The sequence below is a fragment of the Streptomyces sp. CNT360 genome (assembly GCF_000424785.1).
The window spans coordinates 568,968-594,476 of the sequence record NZ_AUKO01000003.1 but is presented as its reverse complement, the minus strand read 5'-3'; the positions used below and the strand labels follow the sequence as shown (position 1 = coordinate 594,476).

Below are 25,509 nucleotides of genomic sequence, written 5' to 3'. Positions count from 1 at the left end.
GGGCCGGCCCGGTGCCGCCGGTCGGGCGGCGTGGCGGCTCGCCGCGTCACGGCAGCAGCCAGTCGACGGGCCGCTGCTCGGCGAGGTGGACGGCGCCGCTGACGGAGGTGCTCGTCTCCAGCGGGAACGGCGGTCCGCCCGCGCGGGACCAGGCGTACCCCGACCTGGTGGCCGACGACCGGTGCAGCCGCACCTGGACGGCGAGCGGCTCGCCGTGCCGGGTGAGGCGCGCGGCCGTCTCCTCGTCCCCGAGGAAGCCGCCGATCTGCTGCCGTGAGCGGGGGGAGCGTCCCACGGCTGCGACGGTGCCGCCCACCGTGCCGAACCTGTCCGCCGGGACCGAGCCGACGGTCAGCTCCACCCGGGCACCGGCCGTGACGCCGGCGGCCTTGTCCGGGGGCAGGTAGAGGAGGGCGACGAGCGGGTCGCGGTCGCTCTTGATCCGTTCCACCCGCGCCACGTCGGCCCCGGTGGTCACCACCGAGCCGATCTCCGCGTCCAGCGCGGTGACCCGTCCCCGCGCCACCGCGCGCACCTGGCGTACCCCGTGGTCCGAGCGCACGCTCACCACGGGCGTGCCGTCCTCGACCGTCTCGCCCTCCTTCGTGTGAACGGCCGTCACCTGTCCCGCATAGGGGCTCTGCAGCAGGAAGCTGCCCTCCGCATGCGTGAGCACGCCGGGCGCGGTCAGCTTGGCGGACACCGTGCCCGTGACGGCCCAGACGCCGCCCGCCGCCACGACGACGAGCGTGACGAGCAGAACGAGCAGTCCCTGTGGGCGCGCGAAACGCACCGGAACGTCGAGCTCTTCCGGCGACTGCACCTTCGCGAGCGCCTTTTGCCGGAACTCCACGTCACATTTCCTTCACTGTTTTTCCGCGGTTGTCCAGCGGTTGTCCACCGGTGCGGCGACAACGGCGCAAGACGGTGACACATAAGCCCCGGAACGGAGTCCGGGGCTTATGGTCCGCACCCGCGCTACCGGAATAGTGAGCGGTTCCGGTAGCGCGTGGGGAAAGGTGTCAGGCGATGACACCTTTTTCGCCTTTCTCACCTTTCCCCTGGTTTCGTTGCTGTCCTTGCCGGGCGGGCCGCCCGGTCGTTCAGGACTGGGCGCCGAGCTGCACGCCGACGGCGGGCAGGCCGTCCGTGCCGACGCCGCCCACGGTGTTGCCGACCAGGCCCTCGACGCCGTTCAGCGTCGCGCCGGCCTCGTTCGCAACCTCGTTGACGATGCCGCCGGAGACGGCGTCCAGCTCGGTGTCGGTAAGCTCGGCGGTCTCGATGTGGTGACGCATGAATGCGTTTCCCTTCATTGCTTCCGGATTATGAGGGGGAATCACCCCAGGCGGCGTGAAAAGCCGATCGGGGCGCTCATCAGTCGAGCCGGAACACGCCTGGAAAACCGGGCACATTGCACAACCGGTACGAGCGCTTCCGCCCGACTGCCCGAAGAGCAGAACACGCCACCGCGGCTGCCCGCCACTTGAGGGCCGAGCCGTCTCAACATCTCCACATGGTGCACTCCATGTCGAAAACCCGGCACACCCCTTTCGCTTTCTCCCGCACCGGTTTCCCGGCGCCCGGACGGGCTGGAGCGTGCCCTCCGGCCGGGCGCGGCCCCTTCCCCGGACGCGGTCCTGCCTCCGGACGTGGCCTCTTCCCTGGGTGCGGTCCTGCCTCCGGACGCGGCCTCTTTCCCGGGCGCGGTCCTGCCCCCCCCGGACGCGGTCCCTTCCCCGGACCGGTCCCCGGTTCGCCGCGGTTACTCTCGCCCTATGCGTTCAGCCCAGCGGAGCACCGCCCAGCCACGTGCCGGACGGCGGCGCGCCGGCCAGCAGATCACCACCCGCAACGCGCGCTTCCAGCAGTGGCAGGCGCTGCTGGCCAACCGCACCAAGCGGCAGCGCAGCGGGGAGTTCCTCGTCCAGGGCGTCCGCCCCCTCACGCTCGCGGTCGAGCACGGCTGGCCGGTCACCACCCTGCTGTACGCGGCGGAGCGCCGCCTGTCCGACTGGGCGCGCTCCCTGCTCGACGCCGAGGACGTGCCCGGCGAACGCATCGCCATGGCCCCCGAGTTGCTGGGGGAGCTGAGCGAACGCGAGGACGAGACCGCCGAACTGGTCGCCGTGGTGCGGATGCCCGACGACGACCTGGCCCGGATCCCGGTGGGCCCCGGCTTCCTCGGTGTCCTGTTCGACCGGCCCACCAGCCCCGGCAACCTGGGCACCCTGCTGCGCTCCGCCGACGCGTTCGGCGCCGACGGACTGATCGTCACCGGCCACGCCGCCGACGTCTACGACCCGAAGTCGGTCCGCGCCTCCACCGGCTCCCTCTTCTCCCTGCCCGCCGTCCGTGTGCCCTCCCCGCGGGACGTCGACGTCTGGCTGACCCGTCACGGCATCACCGTGGTGGGCACCGACGAACACGGCGAGGCCCTCCTCTTCGACACCGACCTGACGGGCCCCACCCTTCTGCTGGTCGGCAACGAGACCACCGGACTGAGCACCGCCTGGCGCGACCGCTGCCACCGCACCGTCCGCATCCCCATGCACGGCGCCGCCAGCTCCCTGAACGCCGCCAACGCCGCCACCGCCGTCCTCTACGAGGCAGCCCGCCAACGACACCGCCACCCGGGGGCCGGAACCAGGCCGGTGCCGACTGTTGACGCACCGTGATGACGCCGCAGTAAGGTGCCCTATGTCATCGAGAGTGTCTGCGTGATCACAGTGTGCTGCGGAACATGGCGCGCTGACAAGGCACGCTGACCGCAGGGGGGAAGGCATGTCCTTCGAGGAAGACTGGGCTCGCGCGAGCGAAGCCGCACAGTTACGACTCGCCTCGGCGCACGGACCCGACCAGAAGGGAGCAGGTGCTCCCGACCTGTCGGTGAAGCCTACGGAAAAAGCGAGTGCTGCAGAATTCATCAGAGAAGATCTCGGCCCCGCAGCGCTCTCCGAGGGCGACAAGGCGACGGTGGCCTCCACGAGCGTCTTCGGCAGCAGCAACACGGACCCGGGCGCGCTCCGCGGCTGGGACACCCGGAAGGGACTCGACTTCTGCCTGGAGCGGTGGGGCGAGAGTTGGAAGAAGGTCGCGGACCGGCTCCGCGGTGAGATGAACGCCATCCACGGCACGAAGGCCGCCTTCGAAGTCTCGGAGCACGATCGGGTCCGCAGTCTCAACAGGGCTCTCGAGCCGGTCCACGGTAGCGGGCTCAACGACCTGTGAAGGCTGGTGCGTCATGGAGCTGACCTACCACGACGTCATCACCGCCGACCTGTCCGCTCTGACGGAGACTGCCAAGAACTGGCGTATTCTGCGGGACCGTTGCGACGTATTTCTCGACGCATACCGGGGGAACGTTCGAAAGAAGCTGACCGGGTGGGCCGGGGAGTCCGCGGAAGCGTTCTGGAAATCTTCGAAGACCACGCTCCACGAGTTCGCTGCGGCGAAGAAGCAGGCGGCGAAGATCGCAGACCTTCTGGACGATTGCCACGGGCGACTCACCGAAGCCCGGGATCAGCTGAAGAAGGTACGCGACCAGGCCGTCCACGAGGGTGGCATGAAAGTCGACGAGTACGGAAAGTGCAACCTCGACACGAGCAAGATGACGGCTGAGGAAGCACAGAGCGCTCTTCGGGACCCCGGCCGTATGGATGAGGAAGCACGCTGGAACCGGCGCATTCAAGCCGCGGTGCGGCACGTCGATGACGTCGACTACGAGAACATGCTCGCTCTGAAAGCCGCCGCCACCGATCAGGATGGCAAGGGAGAATCCGGCGGTTTCAACAGCCAGGCCGTAGGAGACGTGGAAAAGTACGCCGGACGACGGGCTGCTCATCTCGTCGAGCGTCTCGACTCCTTGAAGAAGCGCGGCGGATTGGACCCGCGGGAACTGCACGAACTTCAGATCCTCCTTCGAGCGGACGCCGACGACAAGCAGTTCAGCCGCACCATGCTCAACTCTCTTGGTCCTGACGGGCTTGTCGACGGTACGAACCAGTTGAATGCCTTGGCTTACCGTGTGGACAAGGACAACCAGCACTTGTACCTGGGGCTGGAGAAGTCGCTGGCTACCTCACTGGCGACGGCTACCGATGTTCCGGTCTTCCGAGACGGAAACGGAAACAAGATCGCACTGAACTCTCCCGAATACGGCAAGAGGTACACGGGGTGGCTGCACAGCAAGGACGGGAAGTTCTACTCCGGCTGGCGTAAGGATATGCGCGAGGCGGGTTCCAAGGAGTGGACATACAGGTTGCGGGAGGCCGCCGGCGTCGGTGACAGTTCTTATCAAGGTCGCGGTTATCAAAGCCTCGTCACTCTGATGCGACATGGTGACGGATATGCCCCTCAGATGCTGTACGACCTGGGAGACGATATTCGAGCGGCCGAGGAAAAGGATCCCGACATCTGGGACCAAGAAGGCTTCGGGAAGAAGGGGTCCGGAAGCGGTAACCTCCCCGACATGAGGAGTGACTCCTTCGAGAACGACCCTTACGACGGCCTCCTCCGGATCATGTCCAAAGATCCGCACGTTGCTGCCGGATATCTGGACCCCGCTTCCGATGCGGACCCGACAGACGGCAAGGTCGAGAAGAACGACCGCATGGAGTATCTGGTCAAGGACCGAGACTGGAAGATAGTCGACACCAACGTCTACGACTCAGGTGACCGGCTCGACAAGGACGCACGCGTAGGGTTCGAAGCAGCCCTGAAGGCAGGAGCTACGGGGCGACTTCCCGATGCGGTTGTCACGAGTGAAGTACCGAAGCACTCGGCGGCCAACGCCGGTGTCATGGAAGAAGCGGTACGCGTGTTCGGCGGACCTCCAGGCAAGGGCGAGCTCTCTCCCATGGCCAAAGGGGAGGACTTCCACGGCTTCCGGCGCACTCTCGCCGAGATGATCGCCGACTATCCCGGTGACGTCCAGCGGGAGACATACGGCGACAACAAGCTTCCGGTCAGGGGGCATGCGGCCAACTTCGATACAGGGGCTCTTCATGAGTACCTGAACCAGGTAGGTCGGGATCCCTATGGATACGGAGTGGTGAAGACGTCTCAAGAGACGTACACCCTTGAGCACCTGCATGATGTGATCAACAACATGCCACGGGAGGCGGACCCCAGCGATGCGCGTGGCGCTGTCGGTGATGCGGTCGCCGCCGGTGCCTATGTCAACGGAGCGCTCAGCGAGGCAAAGGCTGATGCGCTCTACGACGAAGAGGTCGCAAAGGCCAGCGATTTCAACCAGAGGGCCGATGAAGCGAACAAATGGGTGAACCGCTTCGTCGGGCTGGGCACGGGAACGATCAGTGGTACCGGGATGCCGGGTGGCGATGCTTTTGTGACCACCCCCGTGGGGTGGGCGCAGGAGGATGTCAACACCGCGATCATGGAGCAGATCAAAAAGGACCTTCCAAAGGAGGCGGCTGAGGCCGAGAGTGCAGGCAGGTATGTATTCACGGAGACTCAGGGCAGAGTGCGGGACTTCTACCGAGACTGGGCTGAAAGTTTAGGCCGGGAAAACGGTTTGAGCCAAGAGGTCATCGACGAGATGGCTGCCGGCGCGCGGATGGATGCTGTCAGGAGTTTCCAGGACGGGGCAGGCGTCTCACGTCCCCACGCCAGTGGCGTGCCGGCGGGGTAGGAGGTTGACGTGTCGAGGGGCGTCAGTAGCCGTAGTCGGTGCATCAGTATCGCAATAATGCTGGGCTTACTGCTTGTGTCATGCAGTGATGGGCCGGAAAGAGAGTACTCGATACCGACATCTCTCTGCGGGCTGACCGTCCCGAAGGAAAATTACGCGATACTGTTCGGGGCCGGGAGTCAGGTGAAGAGAGAGGACGAGCGGGAAAAATTGGGGAGCTCAAGGATCGCCCTGCAAGGCTGCACCTACTTCGTCGACGGTGAACCTACCGTGAGCGTCTCGGGGGATTGGGCGAAGAGGGGCGATCGAGTCGAGCCTTCCACGCCCTCCGAGGTCATCGAGACGCACGCGGGTGGGCGAGCGGCGAAGAAGTTCCCGGGAAGCTATGAGGTAGCTACCTGGTCGGCGGGCGCGGTAGGTGCGTTGGACTGCCCGAAACGCGAGGGCGGTGCAGACAGTTCCTTCACCAGGTATCTCCTCGACATCTACGCCAACGCGACCCCGCTCAACGACGAACCCGACCGTGCGCACGAGACGTTCGGCAAGCTCGCTCAAGACGTGATGGCCGTGGTGGCGAAGAAGTTGCCGTGTGAGCCGCGGTGAGGCCGACGGTGCCCTCCTGCGGCCGGTCCAGTGCACCGCCGTGAAGGTGATCACCTTCACGGCGGTGGGCGGGGGTGCGGGGGAGGGGCAGGTGGCAGGATGCGAGGCATGACTGACGTCGCATCTGACAGCACCGCCGCCGGCAACACCGCTCCGAGGAAGGACCCGTGGGAGCTGCCCGACGTGTCCGGGATGACCGTCGGGGTGCTCGGCGGGACGGGGGACCAGGGGCGGGGGCTGGCCTACCGGCTGGCCCGGGGCGGGATGTCCGTGCTTGTCGGCTCGCGGGCGGCGGAGCGGGCGCAGCAGGCGGCGGAGGAGATCGGACACGGTGTCGAGGGCGTGGACAACGCCGAGTGCGCGCGCCGCAGCGACATCGTGATCGTCGCCGTTCCGTGGGAGGGGCACGCCAAGACGATCGAGGCGCTGCGTGCGGAGTTGCACGGCAAGCTCGTGGTGGACTGCGTCAACCCGCTGGGCTTCGACAAGAAGGGCGCCTACGCGCTGGTGCCGGAGGAGGGGAGCGCTGCCGAGCAGGCCGCGGCGCTGCTGCCCGACTCGCGGGTCACCGCCGCCTTCCACCACCTGTCCGCGGTGCTGCTCTCCGACCCGCAGGTCGAGGAGATCGAGACGGACGTGATGGTGCTGGGGGAGAAGCGCGCCGACTGCGAGATCGTGCAGGCGCTGGCCGGACGCATCCCCGGCATGCGTGGCGTGTTCGCGGGGCGGCTGCGCAACGCCCACCAGGTGGAGTCGCTGGTGGCCAACCTGATCTGCGTCAACCGCCGCTACAAGGCGCACGCCGGTGTCCGCCTGACCGACATCTGACCGGCATCGGGGGGGGGGGGGGGGACGGCGGGAACAGGTTCGAGTACGGGTGCGCGGGGACGGGCGGGTGGGTGAGCGCAGGATTCCCGGGGGCGGGCTGACGGTCGCGGCCGTGGTGGCGGCCGTGCTCGCCGTCTTCTCCGGGTACGGCGGCCACGGCGACGCCGCCGGGGGCGGGCGCGAGGCCCGGGCGAGGAGCGACGGGCGCGGCGCGGTCGGCGCCGGAGGCGCGCAGGGGGCCCGCACCGCGCGCGCCGAGCTGAGCCTGGAGACCCTCCGCAAGGCCGCCGCCGCACCGACCGGCACGCGCACCTCGGAGGCTCCCGGCACGCGGTCCGGCGCCTCGGATCAGGAGAGTCCCGACCGCACGGGCGGCTCCCCCGCACGCAGCGCTCCGCCCACGCACAGCGACCCGCCCGCACGGAGCGGCTCCCGCTCGCAGGGCGGCGCCGCCGCGCAGGCCGCTTGCCCCCTCCCGTACGACCTGCCCGCCGCGCTGCGGGCGGCCGGTGCGGGCGGGCGCCGTGTTCAGCGGGTCACCGTGGACGCGGAACTGCCGGAAGAGCCGGAAGAGCCGGAAGAGGGGACCGGCGGTGCGGGCGGACCGGGCGGGGCCGACACGCCGCTGGCCCGGGCCGACGGTGCGCTTCTCGACTGCGGCTACCGCATCCGGGGCTCCGGTACCGGCGTCCAGCGCATCCGCGTGTTCACCGTCGGCGTCGCACAGGGTGACGCCGTCACCGTGCTGCTGCCGCAGATCCAGCACGACGCCCGGATGGGCGCCTCCGCGCTGCGCCGGTACGCGAGCGGGGCCCGCAAGTCCGCGCCCGGCAGCGCGCCGCTCCTGGCACCCGGCGGGAGCGTGGCCACCGTGCGGCTGCCCGCGCACGGGGACGGGGATCTCGCTCTCGTCGTCACCGTGGGCGAGGGCGGTGCGCGGCTGTCCGGCCGCCAGGTCGGCGCCGTGACGCGCGAGCTGGCCGAGCAGGTATCGGTTCCGTAGCCGGTGGGCACCCGGGCGCGGCCGGACATGCGGCCCGCTCGTAGCCCGCCGATGATGGGGGGGAGCGGTGACCGGCCACAGGGGCGCGCGCACGTCGCCAGGAGGCAACCGAATGGGACAGGACCCGGCGGCCGCCGGACGGACGGGGGCAGGCAACCGGCAGGAGGGGCCCGGGGCACGCGGGGAACATGGGGAGCGTGGGGCCCACGGGGAGAACCCCGACTACACGCCCGACCCACGCCGCTGGAAGGCCCTGTCGGTGTGCCTCCTCGTCGGCTTCATGTCCCTGCTGGACGTCTCCATCGTGAACGTCGCGCTCCCCGCCATCGAGCAGGGGCTGGGCGCATCGGAGTCCGCGCTCTCCTGGGTGGTCTCGGGCTACGCCCTCACCTTCGGACTGGTCCTGGTGCCCTCCGGGCGCGTCGGTGACGCGCTGGGCCGCCGCACCGCCTTCCTCGGCGGGCTGACGCTGTTCACCGTCGCCTCCATGGCCTGCGGGCTCGCGCAGGGCGCCGGGTGGCTGGTCGTCGCCCGCCTGGTGCAGGGCGTCGGCGGCGGACTGCTGATGCCGCAGATCTCCGGCATGATCCAGCAGTTGTTCCGCGGGGCGGAGCGCGGCAGGGCGTTCGGGATGCTCGGGTCCACCATCGGTGTGTCCACGGCCGCCGGCCCGCTGCTGGGCGGGCTGCTCATCCAGGCCTTCGGCGCCGACGAGGGGTGGCGCTGGGTCTTCTTCGTGAACCTGCCCATCGGAGTGGTCGCCTTCCTGCTCGCCCTGCGGCTGGTGCCCCGCGCGTGTGCGGAGCGCGACACCGAGCACCGCGAGAGCCTCGATCCGGTGGGCGTGCTCGTGCTGGGTGCGGGGGTGCTCGCCGTCATGCTGCCGCTGGTCCAGGAGAGGCAGTGGCAGGGTCAGGCCAAGTGGCTGCTGGAGCCGCTCGGCGCCCTGCTGGTCGCGGCCTTCGTGTGGTGGGAGCGGGCCTATCAGCGGCGCGGCAGGGCGCCGCTGGTGGACCTGCGGCTCTTCCGTGAGCGCTCCTACTCGCTGGGCGCGCTGCTGGGGCTGCTCTACTTCGCCGGGTTCACGACGATCTTCTTCATCTTCACCCTCTTCCTGCAGAACGGGATGCGGTACAGCGCCCTGCAGGCGGGCCTGACGCTGACGCCCTTCGCCGTCGGTTCGGCGATCTCCGCCGCCGTCGGAGGCCGCTACATCACCCGCGTCGGGCGGCCCCTGATCGCCGCCGGCCTGGGGTTCGTCGTCGTCGGGCTGGCGGGTGCGGGCTGGGCCGTGCACGAGGTGCAGGACAGCGCGGTCGGCTGGGCGCTGGTCGCGCCGATGCTGTGCGCCGGGTTCGGGTCCGGGCTGGTGATCTCGCCCAACCAGACTCTCGCCCTCCAGTCGGTCCCCGTCGCCCAGGGCGGGGCCGCGGGCGGTGTGATCCAGACCGGCCAGCGGATCGGCTCCGCGGCGGGGATCGCCGCCGTCGGTGCCGTCTTCTTCGCCGGGCTGGCGAGCAGCCACGACTGGGCGACCGCCCTTGACCGCGGGCTGCTGGCGGCGCTGGGCTTCGTCGCGGCGGCGTTGGTGGTGGCCCTGGCGGACGTGGCGTACGGGCGTCGGACCGCCCGGCGGCGGCCCAGCAGTCAGGGGTGAGGGACAATGACGGGTGCACCCCCTCTCGCATTGGAGCCGGAACCGTGTCAGCCCCCGCCAGCCGAGCCCCCAGGGGACTCGCCCTCTACGCGACCGTCATCTGCGTCCTGGCCGTCGTCGCGGCCGTGGTCTCCTTCGCGCACGGAAGCTGGCTCGGCGTCGTGTGGGTCCTGCTGGCCGGTCTGACCTCCAACATGGCCTGGTACTACCACCGGCGCCGCCGCGCGTGAGGTGACCGCGGTCCTCTCCGTGGCCGCCCCCGTGCTCTACGGCAGCAGTACGTTCTGGGGCTCCCCCTGCCAGAAGCGGAAGTACTCCTGGCCCAGGTAGGTCTCCAACTCGGAGACGCCGAGCCACCGCAGGATGGCTTCGATGATGTCCCAGAAGACGGTGTTGACCTGCGGGATCCACAGACAGCCGAAGACGATCAGCAGCCCGAACGGCGCGAAGGGCTCCGCCTGCCGCCGGGCCCGCGGCGAGAGCCACGGCTCGATCACGCCGTACCCGTCCAGACCGGGCACCGGCAGGAGGTTCAGCAGCGCGGCCGTCACCTGGAGCAGTGCCAGGAAGGCGAGGGCGCAGCGGAAGGCGATGGGCACGTCGTGCATGCCGTGCAGCCAGAACGGTGCGGTCAGCACGGCGGCGAACAGCACGTTGGTGAGCGGCCCCGACGCCGAGATGAGGCTGTGCTTCCAGCGCCCCGGGATCCGCCCCCGCTCGATGTAGACGGCTCCGCCCGGGAGCCCGATGCCGCCGAGGATCACGAAGACGACGGGCAGCACGATGCTCAGCAGGGCGTGCGTGTAACGCAGCGGGTTGAGCGTCAGATAGCCCTTCGCCCCGACGGAGACGTCCCCGGCGCCGAGCGCGGACCGTGCGTGTGCGTACTCGTGCAGGCACAGCGAGACGATCCATCCGGCGACGACGAAGAAGAAGACGGCGACGCCCGTCACGTCCGCCCAGCCGTACCAGACGGCCCAGCCGGAAACCGCCATGATCGCGACGATTCCGAGGAAGACCGGGCTGATCCGGTGGTGGTCCGGGTGCGAGGATGCGCTGGTCATGGGCCATGACGGTACCGGCAGCGGACGCGGCCCGCGAACCCCGCGTACGACGGGGCGCGCGGGCCGCGCCCCGTCGTCCCTGGCCGGGGGCCACCCCCGCGGTCCCACCCCGGTGGGCGGCGCCCTCCTGTACGGGAACCCCCGGCGTACCGGGGCTCCTGTTCGTACTCGTGCGCTCCCTCCCTCCCGCGAGGGAGACCAGGGCGACGCGCGAGATGAGCAGCAGCGCGGCGGAGGCCATACCGAGGACCGGCACCAGGAGGGAGAAGGGGGCGACGGCCGAGGCGTCGTACCGGCGCAGCAGGACGCCCCAGGCGCCGAAGCCGAAGAGGGCGGCGGCCCAGGCCACGAAGGCGAGGGCGGATGGCCCCGCCCCGTCGAGCGAGCGCAGGGCGGCCAGGTCGGCGGCGGACCCTCGAAGCAGCAGCGAGAGCACGATCAGCGGCAGCGGCGGGACGAGGCGCTGATGCTCGTCCGCACGGCCGCCGAGATGCTCGGCCCCGCCGAGCGGGCCGAGGTGATGCTGGGGGAGCGCGAGGGGTGCCCCGCGGGCAGGCTGCGGCTGGCGGCCTTCCCCGGCGGGGCACGGGCGCTGATGCCCGGTGTCCTGGCCTGGCTCGCTGCCGACGATCCGGACCTCGACCTGCGGATGACGGAGATCGACCCGCACCTGTCGGTCGGCCTGGACGCCCGCGGCGGATTCGATCTGGCGCTCGCCCACGGCTGGGACGTGGCGCCGACCCCCGCCCCCCCTGCGTTCCGTGTCGCCCTGCGCTTCGTGTCGCCTTGCGTTCCGCGTCGCTCTGCGCTTCGTGTCGCCCCGCGTTCCGCGTCGCCCCGCGTTCCGCGTCGCCCCGCGCGCCCTGCGGGAGGCGACGGGCAGCCAGACGCTGCCGTCACCCACCACGGGGGACCGTGAGGGGTGTCGGCTCCCCGCAGGGGTGACCGCGGGCGCATGAACCGGGTACGGGCCCTCTGGGCGGTGCACCGTCTGCCCCGACACGGGCGCGGGGCCCGCGCAGTGGTCTGCGCTCGGGCACCTGCCCTGTAGCGCGCCGAGCACGGCGCGGCAGGTCGGGCAGGAGTCATCCGCGACGACCGCGCAGGTGTCACCGCGACGATGGAGCGCCGCCCGTCTCCGAGACACCCCACCGGGCGTGCGCACCGGCCCCGGGGCGATACCGGTTCGGGCCACAGGGCGTTGTCCCGCCGACACCGGCACCGACACCGACGTGGGGCTTGATGACCCGCCCGCGGCGGGCGGCACCGTGCGGGAGTCGCGTCAGCGGGAGCGGGCCCGGCGCGTCCGGGAGCGGTTGGCCTTGCGGACGGCGTCCAGCAGTTCGCTCTTCGACATCCTGGACCGGCCCTCCACGCCGAGGCGTTGGGCCACGTCGTACAGATGCTGCTTGGGCGCCCCCTCGTCGACGCCCTCGCCGCTGCGTCCGCCGCGCCCGCGGGGACGGGCGGACTGCGGGTCGGAGGGCCCCTTGCGTCCTCCCTCCTTCCGCTCCCAGTGGTCACCGACCTTCTCGTGCGTGTGCTTCAGCGCGCCGTACGCCGTCTGGTGGGCGCGGCGGCCCTCGCCGTACTCCTTGACGGCCGAGTCGTGCGCCTCGGACCAGGTGCGCCGGGCGCTGACCGGGGAACGCCGGAGCGTCGACGGCAGTTCCTCACGAGCGGGCATCTGGAACACCTCCACCGGTGTACGCCTTGCCGCGGGCCGGTGGCCCGTGTGCTTCCCGGGGCCGAGTGCCCCGGCGTCATGTCATGAAACATCCCGAATGTGCAGGCCGGGCCGTCGGGCGTGTGCCCCGCCCCGGGCGGTTGCCACCGGCGACCCTGGGCCGCCGTACACCCGGTGGCAGTATGTGGGAGTGCGTTACTTCTACCGCCTTCTGGGCGCCACGCAGGTTCTCCGCGGGGACGGCACGGCCGTGCCGGTGGGCGGAGCGCGGCTGCGTGCCCTGCTGACCGCGCTCGCCCTGGCGGGAGGCGGCACCGTACGCACCGGTGAACTGGCCGCCGCCGTGTGGACCGAGGGCGAGGGCGTGCCCGCCGACGAGACCGCTGCCGTCCAGGCGCTGGTCGGGCGGCTGCGCAGGTCACTGGGGCGGGACGCGGTCGACTCCGTGCAGGGCGGCTACCGGCTGGCCGCGGCCCGCGACGACATCGACCTCTTCCGCTTCGAGCGCCTGGCCGGCGAGGGAGCCGCGGCGCTCGCGGACGGCGATCCGGCCAAGGCCGCGGAGCTGCTCGACGACGCCCTCGCGCTGTACCGCGGGCCCGCGCTGGCCGACCTGCCCGACGGGGGCGGGGGCGCGGCCGTGCGTGCGGCGGACCGTGAGGTGGCTGCCCGGCGGGACCGCGCGCGGGCCGCACTCGCCCTCGGCCAGGCCGAGACCGTGCTGCCAGGGGTACGCGAACTTGCTGCCGAGCACCCCTTCGACGAGCCCCTCCAGGCCCTGCTGCTGCGGGTCCTGCGCGCCACGGGCCGCACCGCGGAGGCGCTGGCGGCGTACGAGACCGTCCGCGCCCTGCTCGCCGACCGGCTCGGCGTCGACCCCGGTGCCGAACTCCGCGCCCTGCACGCCGAACTGCTCGCCGCCGACCCCCCGGACCCGCCCACCCTCCCGCACGCGGCCGCGGCCCCGGCCTCCGCCCACCCTCCGGGCACCACCCGGGAAGGCGATGCGGCTCCCGCCCGCCGGGCGGGGGCCGCATCGCGCAGCGTGGGCAATCTGCGGGCCCGCCTCACCTCCTTCGTCGGCCGGGAGGAGGAGATCCGCAGCATCGGTCAGGAGCTCGACGGCGCACGGCTGGTGACGCTGACCGGGCCCGGCGGTGCGGGGAAGACGCGGCTGTCGCTGGAGGCCGCCGCCCGGGCGGACGCCGGAGGGCGGGACGCGGAGTGGGTGGACGGCGTATGGGTGGCCGAACTGGCCGCCGTGCGGGGCAGGACGGGGGCGGGCGAGATCGCCGAGGCCGTCCTGACGTCCCTGGGGGGCCGTGGAACCGTGCTGACCGGTTCCACGGCGGAGGGGCTGCACGCGGCCACCGACCGTACCGCCGCCGACCCTCTCGCCCAGCTCGCCGAGCACTGCGCGGCCCGCCGCATGCTGCTGGTCCTGGACAACTGCGAGCACGTCATCGACGCGGCCGCGCAGACGGTCGAGACGCTCCTGGTGGAGTGCCCCGGGGTCACCGTGCTGGCGACCAGCCGGGAACCGCTGGGTGTGCCTGGGGAGTCGGTGCGCCCCGTCGAACCGCTGCCCGACCCGGTCGCGCTCAGGCTGCTGGCCGACCGCGGCGCTGCTGCGCGTCCCGGCTTCCGTACGGAGGAGGACCCGGAGGCGTGCGCGGAGATCTGCCGCCGGCTCGACGGGCTGCCGCTGGCGATCGAGTTGGCCGCGGCCCGGCTGCGGTCGCTCACCCCCGGCCAGCTCGCCCGCCGGCTCGACCACCGCTTCCGCCTGCTGACCAGCGGCAGCCGCACGGTGCTGCCCCGGCAGCAGACCCTGCGCGCGGTCGTCGACTGGTCGTGGGAGCTGCTGACGGAACCCGAACGCGCCGTGCTGCGGCGCCTGTCGGTGTTCGCGGGCGGCTGCGAGCTGGAACAGGCCGAGGAGGTGTGCGCCCGGGACGGCGAGCCCGTGGGGGAGCCGTACCCCGCCGGAGCGTCTGTCGGCGGCGGAAGGGCACCGACGGAAGCGTTTGGGGCCGGGGACGACGTGGCCGCCGTGTTGAGTTCCCTTGTCGACAAGTCGCTGATAGTGGCCGAGCCCGGTGCCGGCAAGGACGCCGGGATGCGCTACCGGCTGCTGGAGACCGTCGCCGAGTACGCCGGCGAGAAACTGGCCGCCGTGCCGGGCGAGCGGCAGCGCGCCGAGCGGCGTCACCTGGTCGCCTACCGCGAACTGGCCCGCACCGCAGACCCGTTGCTGCGCGGGCCACGGCAGGTGGTCTGGCTCGACCGGCTGGAGGGCGAGCACGACAACATCCGGACGGCACTGCGCCGGGCCGTCGCCGCCGGTGACGAGCACGAGGTGCTGTGCCTGGTCCTGTCCATGGGCTGGTTCTGGCAGTTGCGGGGCCACCGCAGCGACGCCCGTACCTGGTCGGACGCGGCGCTGGAGCTGGGCCCCGACCCGTTCGCCGACCCGCTGCGGCCGGTGCCGCCGCTGTACGAGTCGTGCACGCAGGCGCCGCCGCCGATGCGCGAGGAGGTGCTGTGGGAGGCCAGGCGGGGGGTGCGGCTGATGGCACTGGCGGGCGCCGAGAACGACGTCGAGAACCTGCTGAGTCCGCAGCGCCAGGCCGAGCTGCGCAACGTCACGCGGGCCTACACCCCCGGGATGCCCCAGGTCTGCCGTGTCCCCGGGTGCATGTGGCTGTTCGCGTGGGTGATGCGCGGGCAGTTCGACGGGCTCCAGGAGCTGACCGACGCCCACGTCCAGGGCTGCCGCGAGCTGGGGTACGAGTGGGAGCTGGCCTTCGCGCTCCAGCTCCGCTCCAAGCTCACCAACGACCGCCCCGCCGCCTGGGACCAGTCCGGGGAGGACGCGGACGAGAGCCTGGAGATCTTCCGCAGGGTCGGCGACGCGTGGGGCGAGGCCGAGGCGCTCTCCGGCCGGGCGGAGGCACTGACCGCGCGGGGTGAGTACGCGCAGGCGGCGGCCGACTGTCGGCTGGCCATCGAGCGCGCCGAACAGCTCGGCGCGCACAGCCAGGTGCCGCAGTTCACGTCGCGGCTCGGTGCGGTCCTGGTGGAGCTGGAGGACCCGCATGCGGTGGCCGAGGGGGACCGGCTGCTGCGCCAGGCCTACGAGGAGTCGGAGCACACGGGGGGCGACGGCCCGAACTTCGCGGCCGTCCAACTGGCCATCCATCTCGGCCGCAGCGGCGATCCGGCGGCGGGCCGGGAGCTGCTGAAGCCGCTGGAGGCGGAGTTCGCAGACAAGGTGCCGCAGATGTTCGCCGGCATGGTGCAGGGCCTCGTGGCCTGGACGTACGTGCTGGAGGGCCGTTTCCAGGAGGCTCTGGAGAAGGTGCGGACGTCCATCGGCAGGACCCGGGACGTGATGACGGACGCCATCGCCCCGCAGCTGACGCTCAGCCAGCTGCTGACCGGCGCCCGGGCGCTGGCGGTGCTCGATCGCGCGCAGGCGGCGGGCGCACTCGTGGGTACCTACGACACCCACGTCGAGCTGCCCGAGGGGCATCTGCTGCCGTCGGTCGAACGCGAGTCGCGGGAGGCCGCCGAGCAGGCGGTGCGGCAGGTGCTGTCCGAGGAGGACTACGCCCGCGCGTACGCCCGGGGCGGCAGCCTCACTCTCGACGAGGCCACCGCCCTGGTGCAGGACGCCTGACGCGGCTGCCGCCGTGACCAGGCACGCACCCTCACACCTTCTTGCGGAACTTGGCGATGGCGAACGGCGCCGTGACCAGCGTCAGGCCGATCGACCAGACGAGCGTCCACAGCACGGGCGAGGCCACCCCGCCCTGGCCGAGCATCAGCCCGCGAGCGGCATCCGCGAGGTGGGTCAGCGGATTGACCTTCGTGAAGGCCTCAAGCCAGCCCGGCATGGTGTCCGTCGACACGAAGATCGACGAGCCGAACTGCATCGGCATGAGCACCAGGAACGACAGCCCCTGGACGGCCTGCGCGGTCTCCATCGACAGTCCCAGCAGGATGAAGATCCACAGCAGGGATGCGCCGAACAGTGCGGTGAGCGCGACGGCGCCCAGCAGGCCGAGCCAGTGCCCGCCCGCGTCGAAACCGCACAGGAAGCCGACGATCAGCAGCACCCCCACGGCCACCAGCAGGCGGCCGATCTCGACCACGCACTTGGCTATCAGCACGGAGGAGCGGGCGATGGGCATGGACCGGAAGCGGTCCATCACGCCCTTGCGGAAGTCCTCGTTGATGCCGGTGCCCACCGCCATCGCGATGGACATGCCCATCATCCCCATCATGCCCGGGATCAGGTACTGCACGTAGGCGTGGCGGCTGTTGCCGCCGCCTCCGCCGATCGCCCCGCCGAAGACGTAGACGAACAGCAGCGTGAAGACGATGGGCATCAGCAGGGCGTCCATCATGGACTCGGGGTCCTGCTTGATCTGCAGGGCGTTGCGGCGCACCAGTGCGCCGATGTGCCGCAGGTTGGCCCGCAGCCCGATGCGGCCCTCGCGGGCTCCGGGCTGCTGCTCGGGTGCCGGGCCGGAGCCCGTGGGGTCCACGGACGGTCCGGGCCCGGTCCGTGGCGAGGTGACGGTGGTGGTGCTCACGCTGCGGCCTCCTCGGGCGTCGTCGCCTCGTCCTGGTGGGTGGCGGTGCGGCCCGTCAGGGCCAGGAACACCTCGTCCAGGCTGGGCAGGTGGGTGGAGATGTCGGCGATCGCGAAGCCGCGCTCGCCCAGCAGCCCGACCACGGCGGTCAGCTGCTCGTCGCTGACGAGGGGCAGGTGCAGCACGCCCGCGCCGGGGTGGGCGCTCGCCCCGCCGACGCCGTCGAGGCCCGCCTGGGCGAGCGCGCCGGCCATCCGCGCCAGCTCGCCCGGGTCGGCCGGACGGATCTGCAGGGTGCGGCCGCCCACCTTCGCCTTCAGCTCGGGCACCCGGCCCTCGGCGATGACCCGGCCGCGGTCGATGACGGTCAGCTCGCGGGCGAGCTGCTCGGCCTCCTCCATGTACTGCGTCGTGAGCAGGACCGTGTTGCCCTCCGCCACGATGTTCTGCACCTCGGCCCACACCTCGTTGCGGGTGCGCGGGTCCAGCCCGGTGGTCGGCTCGTCCAGATACAGCACCTTGGGGCGGCCGATCATCGAGGCCGCCAGGTCGAGCCTGCGCCGCATCCCCCCGCTGTACTTGGCGGCGGGGCGGCGGGCCGCCTCCGTGAGGGAGAACCGCTCCAGCAGCTCGTCCGCGCGCCGGCGTGCCCGGGCGCGGGGCAGGTCGAGCAGGCGCCCGATCATGTACAGGTTCTCCCGGCCGGACAGCTTCTCGTCGACCGAGGCGTACTGCCCGGTCAGGCCGATCGTGCGGCGCAGACTGCGGGGCTGGCGCACCACGTCGAAGCCGGCGACCGTCGCCGTGCCCGCGTCGGGCAGCAGGAGGGTCGACAGGATCCGCACGAGCGTCGTCTTGCCCGCGCCGTTGGGCCCGAGCACGCCCATCACGGTGCCCTCGCGCACGTCGAGGTCGATGCCGTCGACGGCCTTCGTCTCCCCGAAGCGTTTGACCAGTCCGCGGACCTCGACCGCGTTCGTCCTCTTCTTCTGCGTCATGCCCTCAACGTGCCACCCCCCACCGACAGGCCACCGACAACCTGGCGACAGGCCACCGACAGCCGTGGCCCGCCCTCCGCGGGCAGCCGGAGGGCGGGCAGGGCGGGTGCGGCTCTCCCGTACCGCCGCGGGTCACTCGAAGGAGTGCTCCGGGGCGGGGAAGGTGCCCGCGACGACGTCCTCCGCGTAGGCCCGGGCGGCGTCGGTGAGGGCGCCGCGCAGGTCGGCGTACTGCTTCACGAAGCGGGGCAGCTTGCCGGGGGTGAGCCCGGCCATGTCGGTCCACACCAGTACCTGGGCGTCGCAGTCGCCGCCGGCACCGATGCCGACGGTCGGTACGTGCAGCGTCCTGGTGACCTCCGCGGCGAGCGGCGCGGGCACCATTTCCAGCACGACGGCGAAGGCTCCCGCGTCCTGGACGGCCTTCGCGTCGCGCAGGAGCTGGTCGGCGGCTTCCTCGCCGCGCCCCTGGACGCGGTAGCCCATGGCGTGCACGGACTGCGGGGTCAGCCCTATGTGCGCCATGACGGGGATGCCGGACCGTACGAGAAGGCCGATCTGCTCGGCGGACCGCTCGCCGCCCTCCAGTTTCACGGCTCCGGCCCCGGCGTCCTTGACCAGCCGTGTGGCGCTGCGCAGCGCCTGCACCTCGCCCTCCTGGTACGAGCCGAAGGGGAGGTCGGCGACGACGAGGGCACGGCCGGTGCCGCGGACGACGGCGGCCGTCAGCGTCGCCATCTGGTCGAGGGTGACGGGCACGGTCGACTCGTAGCCGAGGTGGCAGTTGCCGGCCGAGTCGCCGACCAGCAGGACGGGGATGCCGGCCTCGTCGAGGACGGAGGCGGTCATCGCGTCGTAGGCGGTGAGCATGGGCCACCTCTCGCCTCGCTCCTTGGCGAGTGCGAGGTCGCGCACGGTCACACGGCGGTTGCGGGTTCCCCCATAGAGCGTCTGTGGCATGGCTCGGGCTCCAAATTGTCGTCTCGAAGCGCCCTGACGGCGTCTCCGGATCTCGGTCCATGCTGGCACGCACCTCCGGGGCCCCGGTAGGGGGCGGGGCGGCGTGCGGAGCGCCCGCGGGCGAGCGCGGAGCGTGCGGGTTGTGTCACAGTCGGGAAACCGGTCCCTACCTGCCGGAACCCGGCGCCCCGTCCCCCTCGTCCTCTCAGCGGATTCCCCGACTCCGCCGAGCCGGACTGCGGTGCGGTGCAGCGGACTTCGGGGCGGGTGGGAAACCGCAGCGTTCACCTGGACAAGAACCGGTATCGCTTATCGTTCATCGGGCACCAGCACAGGCAAGTGAGGACGGCGGATGGCGCGCGTGCACACGTCGGAGGCCACGTACAGCGACGACGGCGGCTCCAGGGCGGGGTTCTTCTCCCGGTCCGGGCGGTCCGGCGGCCGTAGGGGCCGCATGCTCTCCGGCTGGTCCGGGCCCGCGAAGTGGCGGCGCGGGTGGGTGCTGGCGGCGCTCGCCATCCTTCTCGCGCTCGCCTTCTCCCTGCACTCCGAGGTCCCCAACTCCCTCGGCAACCTCGGCTCCTTGTGGGAGACGTTCCTGCCCTGGGGCGGGCTGGGGATCGTGCTGCTCCTCCTCCTGGGCGTGCTGCGCCGCTCGGCCACCTCGCTGATCGCGCTGTTGCTGCCCGTGTCGCTGTGGCTGAACCTGTTCGGCGGGGTCTTCAGCGACAAGACCAGCGACGCCGGGGGGGACCTGACGGTCGTCACCCACAATGTCAACGCGGGCAACCCCGACCCCTCGGGCACGGCGGCGAAGCTGGCCCGCTCGGGCGCCGATGTGATCGCGCTGGAGGAGGTCTCCCAGTCGCAGGCGGCCGCCTACCGTACGGGTCTGGACAAGTCGCACCCCCACCACAAGCTGACGGGCACGGTCGGCATCTGGAGCAGGTACCCCCTCACCGGCGTCCGGCCCGTGGACATCAAGATGGGCTGGCCCCGGGCGATGCGGGCCACGGTCGAGACGCCCAAGGGCGAGGTGGCCGTCTATGCGGCGCACCTGCCGTCGGTGCGCGTGCAGTCCGGTGAGGGCTTCACGGCCGGGCAGCGGGACGGGAGCGCGGCGGCGCTGGGCAGGGCCATCTCGCACGACCCGGCGGGCAAGGTGATCCTCCTCGGTGATCTGAACGGCACGATGAACGACCGGGCGCTGTCTCCCATCACCGCGCAGATGCGCTCCGCGCAGGGCGCGGCGGGCAGCGGGTTCGGGTTCAGCTGGCCGGCCTCGTTCCCGATGGCGCGGATCGACCAGATCATGGTCAAGGGCGCCGATCCGGTCTCGGCGTGGGCCCTGTCCCCGACGGGCAGCGATCACCTGCCGATCGCGGCCAAGATCAATATCACGGAGTGAGGCCGCCCCGTCGCGCTCCGCGAGGAACCTCGCGGGGTGACGGGGCCTTCGCCTGTCTGTAACGCCGCGTTTTGCGCCGTGGAACATCTGGCTGCGAGACTTTGTTCTCCGGCAGAACAATCACGTCATGCCCGGCGGCAGCGCCGCCGCCGATCCGTTCCGTTTCCGCGAAACGCTCCGCGAAAGGTTCCTTCCGCATGCCTCTGGCTCTGCTCGCACTCGCCGTGGGCGCCTTCGGGATCGGCACCACCGAGTTCGTGATGATGGGCCTGCTGCCGAACGTCGCCCACGATCTCGGCACGTCCGTACCGACCGCGGGGTACCTGGTCTCCGCGTACGCGCTCGGCGTCGTCCTCGGGGCCCCGCTGCTCACCGCCGTCGGCGCCCGTGTGCCGCGCAAGACGATGCTGCTGTTGCTGATGGGCCTGTTCACCGTCGGCAACCTCGCCTCGGCCCTCGCGCCCGGGTTCGGCACCCTGCTCGCGGGGCGCGTACTGGCCGGTCTGCCGCACGGCGCCTTCTTCGGCGTCGGCGCTGTCGTCGCCGCGCGCCTGGTACGGGAGGGCCGCGCGGCCCGCGCCGTCGCCACGATGTTCCTGGGGCTGACCGTCGCCAACATCGTCGGTGTGCCCGGCGGCACCGCGCTCGGCCAGCAGCTCGGCTGGCGCGCCACCTTCGTGGTCGTCACCCTCATCGGCCTGCTCGCGATGGTCTCCCTCGCGCTGCTGGTGCCGCGCCTGCCCCTGGAGCACCAGGGCGGCGTCAAGCACGAGCTGCGCGCCCTGGGCAACCGGCAGGTGGTGCTCGGGCTGCTGACCGCCGTCTTCGGCTTCGGCGGCGTCTTCGCCGTCTACAGCTATCTGGCCTCGATGATGACCGAGGTCACAGGGCTGGCCGAGTCCTCGGTGACCTGGGTGCTGGCCCTCTTCGGGATCGGCATGACACTGGGCACGCTGGTCGCGGGCCCGCTGACCGACCGTGCCCCGCGCCGCACCCTGTACACGGCGCTGGGCCTGCTGGCCGTGATCATGGTGGTCTTCCACTTCGCGGCGCCCGTCAAGTGGGCCGCACTGCTCCTGGTGGGGCTGCTGGGTGCCGTCGGCTTCCTGATCACCACACCGGTGCAGATGCTGGTGATGCGGGCCGCCTCCGACGCGCCGACGCTCGCCTCGGCCTCCAACCACTCCGCGTTCAACATGGCCAACGCCGGGGGCGCCTGGCTCGGTGGCGTCGTCATCGCCGCCGGCTGGGGCTGGATGTCCCCGACCCTGGTCGGCGCGGTCCTCGCCCTGGCGGGCCTGGCCATCGCCGTCACGGCCGGGGTGACCGCGCGCGGCGACTCCCGGGTGGTGGCCCACTCGGGCGAGCTCGCGCTGGAGGAGGCCCGCTCCGCCCGGTAGCGGAACCCGGCCACGACAGTTCCCCGCACCCCTGTGGGGCGCGGGGAACTGCGCGCTGCGGTCACGGCGCACCCTCGGCCGGCGGGGCCGGGCAAGGCATCCAGCCGGGAGGGGCGGCCGGGTGCTTCAGCCCTCCCGCCACTTGTTGGTGATCGGCAGGCGGCGGTCCTTGCCGAAGCCCTTGGGCGAGATCTTGGTGCCCGGCGGGTACTGGCGCCGCTTGTACTCCGCGCGGTCGGTCATCCGCAGCACGCGGCGGACGGTCTCGGCGTCGAAGCCCGCCGCGACGATGTCCGCGGCCCCCTCGTCGCCGTCCACGTACCGCTTCAGGACGCGGTCGAGGATGTCGTAGTCGGGCAGCGAGTCCGTGTCGACCTGGCCGGGGGCCAGCTCGGCGCTCGGCGGCTTGCTGATGGAGCGCTCGGGGATGGGCGGGGTGTGGCCGCGCTCCCGCGCCGCACGGTTGCGCCACTTCGCGAGGCGGAAGATGTTCGTCTTGTAGACGTCCTTGATGGGGCCGTAGGCGCCCACCGAGTCCCCGTACAGCGTCGAGTAGCCGACCGCGAGCTCCGACTTGTTGCCCGGCGCCAGCACGATGTGGCCCTCCTGGTTGGACAGCGCCATCAGCAGGGTGCCCCGCAGCCGCGACTGGAGGTTCTCCTCGGCGACGCCGGTCAGCTCCAGGGAGCCCATGTACGCGGCGAACATCGGCTCGATCTCGACCGTGCGGTAGTTCAGGCCGGTGCGCTCGGCCAGCTCGGCGGCGTCCTCCTTGGAGTGGTCCGAGGAGTAGCGCGAGGGCATCGAGACGCCGTACACGTTGGCGGCGCCGACCGCGTCGCAGGCGATCGCCGCGGTCAGCGCGGAGTCGATGCCGCCGGACAGGCCGATCAGCACGGACCGGAAGCCGTTCTTGGCCGCGTAGGCGCGCAGTCCCACGACGAGGGCGGTGTAGATCTCCTCGTCGTCCTCCAGGCGTGGCGCCTCGCTGCCGGTGACCTCCGGCTCGTAGGCAGGCAGCGGGTCGGCGCTCAGCACGCGGTGCTCGACGCGCAGCCCGTCGTCCACCACACCCGCGGGCGGGGTGGCGGTCGCTGCGGGCAGCTCCAGGTCGAGGACGACGCAGCCCTGCTCGAACTGGGGGGCCCGCGCGAGCACGCGGCCCTCCGCGTCGACCACGATCGAGTCACCGTCGAAGACCAGCTCGTCCTGGCCGCCGATCTCGGCGAGGTAGGCCGTGGTGCAGCCCGCCTCCTGGGCGCGCTTGCGGACCAGTTCCAGGCGGGTGTCGTCCTTGTCGCGCTCGTACGGCGAGGCGTTGACGGACAGCAGCAGCCCGGCGCCCACGCTGCGCGCCGCGGGCACCCGGCCGCCCTCCTGCCACAGGTCCTCGCAGATGGCCAGGGCGACGTCGACGCCGTGCACGCGGATGACGGGCAGGGTGTCGCCCGGCACGAAGTAGCGGAACTCGTCGAAGACCCCGTAGTTGGGCAGATGGTGCTTGGCGAAGGTGAGCTGGACCTCGCCGCGGTGCAGGACGGCCGCCGCGTTCTGCGGGGCGCCGGCCGGCTGCCCGTAGCGGGGCTGCGCCTGCTCGCAGCGGTCGAGGTAGCCGACGACGACGGGTACCTCGCCCAGCCCCTCGTCGGCCAGGCGCCGCGCCAGGTCCCGCACTGCGGTGCGGGACGCCTCGACGAACGACCGGCGCAGCGCCAGGTCCTCGACCGGGTAGCCGGTGAGCATCATCTCGGGGAAGGCGATCAGGTGGGCGCCCTGCTCGACGGAGTGCCGGGTCCACTGGAGGACGGCTGCGGCGTTGCCCTCCAGATCGCCGACGGTGGAGTCGATCTGATTCAGCGCGAGACGTAGTTGAGCCACGCCGCCGAGTGTAATCGTCGGCCTGACGTTTACGGGCGGGCCCCGCACCGCTGCCTGCGGTCCGGGGCCCGCCCAACGGGTCACTTACGGTAGCCGAGCACGGTCATCATGCCCGCTTCCCCGTGGTAGACGTTGTGGCAGTGGACCATCCACAGGCCCGGGTTGTCGGCGTCGAAGTCCGCCTCCAGCGTCTTTCCTGGCAGCACGACCGCCGTGTCCTTGCGCGGGCCGCCGCCGGGCAGGGCGAACGTGTGGCCGTGCAGGTGCATGGGGTGCCACATGTCGGTGGCGTTGACGAAACGCAGCCTGACGCGCTCACCCTCGGCGACCGGGTAGCGCGGCTGGGGCGTGTACTTCTTGCCGTTGACGGCCCAGTCGTACTTCGCCATGGACCCCGTCAGCTTCAGCGTGACCGTACGATCCGGCTTCCGGGCCGCCAGGCGGTGCGACTCCGGTGCCTTCAACTTCTCCGCCGTCAGCAGCTTGCCGTCCAGCTCCCGGGGGCGGGCCGTGGCCGAGGGGGCGGAGCCCCCGCCGGTGCGCAACAGGGCGCGGGCGCTCGCGTCCTTGCCCTCGGCCAGGGCCGTGAGCGGGAAGACCCCGTCCCTGGCGGTGACGAGCACGTCGTAGCGCTCGCCCATCCCCAGCAGCAGCGCGTCGGCGGTGGCGTGCTCGACCGGGTAGCCGTCGGTGTGGGTGAGCGTCATCCGGTGCCCGCCCAGCGCCACACGGAAGGCGGTGTCGCCGCCCGCGTTGACGAAGCGGATCCGGATGCGGTCGCCGGGCCTCGCCCGGAAGCTGTCCGGGGCGTGCGGGGTGCGGCCGTTGACGAGGTGGTGCGGGTACTTCACATCCCCCGCGTCGCCGCCCAGCAGCTCGCTGGTGGCCCCCATCAGCATCCGCGAGGGCCCTTTCCTCTTCGCGGGCCGTGCCCCGCCCATGCCGTGCATACCGTGGCCGCCGCCCTCGCTCTTGCCGTGGTCCATGCCGTGGTCCATGCCCTGGGAGAGCTCGGCCAGGACGGCGTCCGGCGTGGAGCCCTCGATGCCGTCGACCCAGTCGTCGAGGACGACCACCCACTCCTTGTCGTACTCCAGCGGCTCCTTCGGGTCCTGGACGATCAGTGGCGCGTACAGGCCGCGGTCCTGCTGGACGCCCGAGTGCGGATGGAACCAGTACGTGCCCGGGTGGGGCACCGCGAAGCGGTAGGTGAACTCGGCGCCCGGCTTGATCTCCCGCTGGGTGAGCGCGGGCACGCCGTCCATGTCGTTGCGCAGGGCGAGTCCGTGCCAGTGCAGGGAGGTCGCCTGCGGGAGGTGGTTGGCGAGGGTCAGCGCGAGGGTGTCTCCCGCGGTGACCCGCACCTCCTTGCCGGGCGCCCGGTCGCCGTACGCCCAGGAGGGGGCGGTGGTGCCGTCGCCCAGGTCCAGGCGGGTGCGCACCGCGGTGAGCCGCACCTTCTCGGTGCGGCCCGTGCTGTTCTTGAGCCGCTCGGCCTCCGCGGCGCGGACCTCGGGGCCGTCGGGCTCCACATAGCTGCCGCCGGGTCCGCCGTGGCTCTTGTCGTGGGTGCTGTCCGCTTCGGAACAGGCCGCCAGCAGGCCGCCGGTGGCGAGGGCCGCGCCGGTGCCGAGCACGGTGCGGCGGGTGGGGAGGGAACGCATGGGTGTACCTCACTGTGGTGTCTCCTGATGCCGTACCGGGGCACGCACGCGCTCCCGCCACGGCGGAACGGGGACAACTGAGGCGCGGAGACCTGCGGCTTCCCT

Annotated in this window: 21 protein-coding genes; 12 read left to right on the top strand and 9 right to left on the bottom strand. The window is 71.7% G+C overall.

Annotation, left to right across the window (positions count from 1 at the left end):
- Window positions 1-46: 46 nt before the first annotated feature.
- Together H297_RS0109965 and H297_RS35585 are read right to left on the bottom strand one after the other, a co-directional pair.
- A complete protein-coding gene (locus tag H297_RS0109965; RefSeq protein ID WP_027736921.1) occupies window positions 47-853 on the bottom strand; it encodes a biotin/lipoyl-containing protein in 807 nt (268 codons plus the stop codon).
- Window positions 854-1,103: 250 nt separating this feature from the next.
- The gene (locus H297_RS35585) at window positions 1,104-1,316 is read right to left on the bottom strand and encodes a hypothetical protein (RefSeq protein WP_037793435.1); all 213 of its coding nucleotides are present in this window, start codon (window positions 1,314-1,316) and stop codon (window positions 1,104-1,106) included.
- 462 nt (window positions 1,317-1,778) lie between these two features.
- On the opposite strand from H297_RS35585, the gene H297_RS0109955 reads away from it, so the two are divergent.
- The 8 genes from H297_RS0109955 (at window position 1,779) to H297_RS0109915 (ending at window position 9,974) form a co-directional block, all read left to right on the top strand.
- Window positions 1,779-2,678 (top strand): TrmH family RNA methyltransferase, encoded by a 900-nt coding sequence (locus H297_RS0109955; protein ID WP_051351694.1) that lies wholly within the window; start codon window positions 1,779-1,781, stop codon window positions 2,676-2,678.
- Window positions 2,679-2,784: 106 nt separating this feature from the next.
- A complete protein-coding gene (locus H297_RS43200; RefSeq protein WP_158693665.1) occupies window positions 2,785-3,231 on the top strand; it encodes a hypothetical protein in 447 nt (148 codons plus the stop codon).
- Window positions 3,232-3,244: 13 nt separating this feature from the next.
- Window positions 3,245-5,653: a DUF6571 family protein gene (locus H297_RS0109945; protein ID WP_027736918.1), complete on the top strand. Its 2,409-nt coding sequence runs from the start codon at window positions 3,245-3,247 to the stop codon at window positions 5,651-5,653.
- Between the two features lie 57 nt (window positions 5,654-5,710).
- The gene (locus H297_RS0109940) at window positions 5,711-6,256 is read left to right on the top strand and encodes a hypothetical protein (protein WP_158693664.1); all 546 of its coding nucleotides are present in this window, start codon (window positions 5,711-5,713) and stop codon (window positions 6,254-6,256) included.
- A gap of 108 nt (window positions 6,257-6,364) precedes the next feature.
- Window positions 6,365-7,084 carry an NADPH-dependent F420 reductase gene (npdG, locus tag H297_RS0109930; protein ID WP_027736916.1) on the top strand — a complete coding sequence of 240 codons (720 nt, stop codon included), beginning with the start codon at window positions 6,365-6,367 and terminating at the stop codon, window positions 7,082-7,084.
- Window positions 7,085-7,151: 67 nt separating this feature from the next.
- Complete coding sequence (locus H297_RS0109925) at window positions 7,152-8,087, top strand: hypothetical protein (RefSeq protein WP_037793432.1); 936 nt, start codon at window positions 7,152-7,154, stop codon at window positions 8,085-8,087.
- Between the two features lie 112 nt (window positions 8,088-8,199).
- Window positions 8,200-9,744 (top strand): MFS transporter, encoded by a 1,545-nt coding sequence (locus H297_RS35580; RefSeq protein ID WP_037793429.1) that lies wholly within the window; start codon window positions 8,200-8,202, stop codon window positions 9,742-9,744.
- A gap of 44 nt (window positions 9,745-9,788) precedes the next feature.
- Window positions 9,789-9,974, top strand: a complete 186-nt coding sequence (locus H297_RS0109915) for a hypothetical protein (RefSeq protein ID WP_027736914.1) — start codon at window positions 9,789-9,791, stop codon at window positions 9,972-9,974.
- A 36-nt stretch (window positions 9,975-10,010) separates the two neighbouring features.
- On the opposite strand, the gene H297_RS0109910 is transcribed toward H297_RS0109915, so the two are convergent.
- Window positions 10,011-10,808: a site-2 protease family protein gene (locus H297_RS0109910; RefSeq protein ID WP_027736913.1), complete on the bottom strand. Its 798-nt coding sequence runs from the start codon at window positions 10,806-10,808 to the stop codon at window positions 10,011-10,013.
- Between H297_RS0109910 and H297_RS44130 the strand changes: the two genes are divergently transcribed.
- Entirely contained in the window at window positions 10,807-11,727 is a 921-nt protein-coding gene (locus H297_RS44130; RefSeq protein WP_486589465.1) for a type 2 periplasmic-binding domain-containing protein, read from the top strand. The two genes, H297_RS0109910 and H297_RS44130, sit on opposite strands and share 2 nt — an antisense overlap.
- A gap of 363 nt (window positions 11,728-12,090) precedes the next feature.
- Here the strand turns inward: H297_RS44130 and H297_RS0109895 are convergent, their stop codons facing one another.
- The gene (locus H297_RS0109895) at window positions 12,091-12,495 is read right to left on the bottom strand and encodes a ChaB family protein (protein WP_027736910.1); all 405 of its coding nucleotides are present in this window, start codon (window positions 12,493-12,495) and stop codon (window positions 12,091-12,093) included.
- 184 nt (window positions 12,496-12,679) lie between these two features.
- Between H297_RS0109895 and H297_RS0109890 the strand changes: the two genes are divergently transcribed.
- Window positions 12,680-16,177 carry an AfsR/SARP family transcriptional regulator gene (locus H297_RS0109890; protein WP_027736909.1) on the top strand — a complete coding sequence of 1,166 codons (3,498 nt, stop codon included), beginning with the start codon at window positions 12,680-12,682 and terminating at the stop codon, window positions 16,175-16,177.
- A gap of 31 nt (window positions 16,178-16,208) precedes the next feature.
- On the opposite strand, the gene H297_RS0109885 is transcribed toward H297_RS0109890, so the two are convergent.
- The 3 genes from H297_RS0109885 to panB all read right to left on the bottom strand — a co-directional run bounded on the left by H297_RS0109885 (window position 16,209) and on the right by panB (window position 19,054).
- A complete protein-coding gene (locus H297_RS0109885; protein WP_027736908.1) occupies window positions 16,209-17,096 on the bottom strand; it encodes an ABC transporter permease in 888 nt (295 codons plus the stop codon).
- Entirely contained in the window at window positions 17,093-18,094 is a 1,002-nt protein-coding gene (locus H297_RS0109880; RefSeq protein ID WP_027736907.1) for an ATP-binding cassette domain-containing protein, read from the bottom strand. The genes H297_RS0109885 and H297_RS0109880 overlap by 4 nt, the downstream gene beginning before the upstream one ends.
- A 132-nt stretch (window positions 18,095-18,226) precedes the next feature.
- The gene (gene panB, locus H297_RS0109875) at window positions 18,227-19,054 is read right to left on the bottom strand and encodes a 3-methyl-2-oxobutanoate hydroxymethyltransferase (RefSeq protein WP_051351693.1); all 828 of its coding nucleotides are present in this window, start codon (window positions 19,052-19,054) and stop codon (window positions 18,227-18,229) included.
- Window positions 19,055-19,508: 454 nt separating this feature from the next.
- On the opposite strand from panB, the gene H297_RS0109870 reads away from it, so the two are divergent.
- Both H297_RS0109870 and H297_RS0109865 read left to right on the top strand, forming a co-directional pair.
- Window positions 19,509-20,462, top strand: a complete 954-nt coding sequence (locus tag H297_RS0109870) for an endonuclease/exonuclease/phosphatase family protein (RefSeq protein ID WP_064744806.1) — start codon at window positions 19,509-19,511, stop codon at window positions 20,460-20,462.
- Window positions 20,463-20,659: 197 nt separating this feature from the next.
- Window positions 20,660-21,862 carry an MFS transporter gene (locus H297_RS0109865; protein ID WP_027736904.1) on the top strand — a complete coding sequence of 401 codons (1,203 nt, stop codon included), beginning with the start codon at window positions 20,660-20,662 and terminating at the stop codon, window positions 21,860-21,862.
- A gap of 126 nt (window positions 21,863-21,988) precedes the next feature.
- On the opposite strand, the gene H297_RS0109860 is transcribed toward H297_RS0109865, so the two are convergent.
- Together H297_RS0109860 and H297_RS0109855 are read right to left on the bottom strand one after the other, a co-directional pair.
- The gene (locus tag H297_RS0109860) at window positions 21,989-23,740 is read right to left on the bottom strand and encodes an NAD+ synthase (protein ID WP_027736903.1); all 1,752 of its coding nucleotides are present in this window, start codon (window positions 23,738-23,740) and stop codon (window positions 21,989-21,991) included.
- An 80-nt stretch (window positions 23,741-23,820) separates the two neighbouring features.
- Complete coding sequence (locus tag H297_RS0109855) at window positions 23,821-25,404, bottom strand: multicopper oxidase family protein (protein ID WP_027736902.1); 1,584 nt, start codon at window positions 25,402-25,404, stop codon at window positions 23,821-23,823.
- Window positions 25,405-25,509: the final 105 nt, after the last annotated feature.

Excerpts from the sequence above, each read along its gene's own strand:
- H297_RS35580 (WP_037793429.1), top strand. The coding sequence starts at position 8,200 with ATGGGACAGGACCCGGCGGCCGCCGGACGGACGGGGGCAGGCAACCGG.
- H297_RS0109945 (WP_027736918.1), top strand. The coding sequence starts at position 3,245 with ATGGAGCTGACCTACCACGACGTCATCACCGCCGACCTGTCCGCTCTG.
- H297_RS0109880 (WP_027736907.1), bottom strand. The coding sequence starts at position 18,094 with ATGACGCAGAAGAAGAGGACGAACGCGGTCGAGGTCCGCGGACTGGTC.
- H297_RS0109895 (WP_027736910.1), bottom strand. The coding sequence starts at position 12,495 with ATGCCCGCTCGTGAGGAACTGCCGTCGACGCTCCGGCGTTCCCCGGTC.
- npdG (WP_027736916.1), top strand. The coding sequence starts at position 6,365 with ATGACTGACGTCGCATCTGACAGCACCGCCGCCGGCAACACCGCTCCG.
- H297_RS0109865 (WP_027736904.1), top strand. The coding sequence starts at position 20,660 with ATGCCTCTGGCTCTGCTCGCACTCGCCGTGGGCGCCTTCGGGATCGGC.
- H297_RS0109940 (WP_158693664.1), top strand. The coding sequence starts at position 5,711 with ATGCTGGGCTTACTGCTTGTGTCATGCAGTGATGGGCCGGAAAGAGAG.
- panB (WP_051351693.1), bottom strand. The coding sequence starts at position 19,054 with ATGCCACAGACGCTCTATGGGGGAACCCGCAACCGCCGTGTGACCGTG.
- H297_RS44130 (WP_486589465.1), top strand. The coding sequence starts at position 10,807 with ATGGGCCATGACGGTACCGGCAGCGGACGCGGCCCGCGAACCCCGCGT.
- H297_RS0109855 (WP_027736902.1), bottom strand. The coding sequence starts at position 25,404 with ATGCGTTCCCTCCCCACCCGCCGCACCGTGCTCGGCACCGGCGCGGCC.
- H297_RS35585 (WP_037793435.1), bottom strand. The coding sequence starts at position 1,316 with ATGAAGGGAAACGCATTCATGCGTCACCACATCGAGACCGCCGAGCTT.
- H297_RS0109955 (WP_051351694.1), top strand. The coding sequence starts at position 1,779 with ATGCGTTCAGCCCAGCGGAGCACCGCCCAGCCACGTGCCGGACGGCGG.
- H297_RS43200 (WP_158693665.1), top strand. The coding sequence starts at position 2,785 with ATGTCCTTCGAGGAAGACTGGGCTCGCGCGAGCGAAGCCGCACAGTTA.
- H297_RS0109870 (WP_064744806.1), top strand. The coding sequence starts at position 19,509 with ATGCTCTCCGGCTGGTCCGGGCCCGCGAAGTGGCGGCGCGGGTGGGTG.
- H297_RS0109910 (WP_027736913.1), bottom strand. The coding sequence starts at position 10,808 with ATGACCAGCGCATCCTCGCACCCGGACCACCACCGGATCAGCCCGGTC.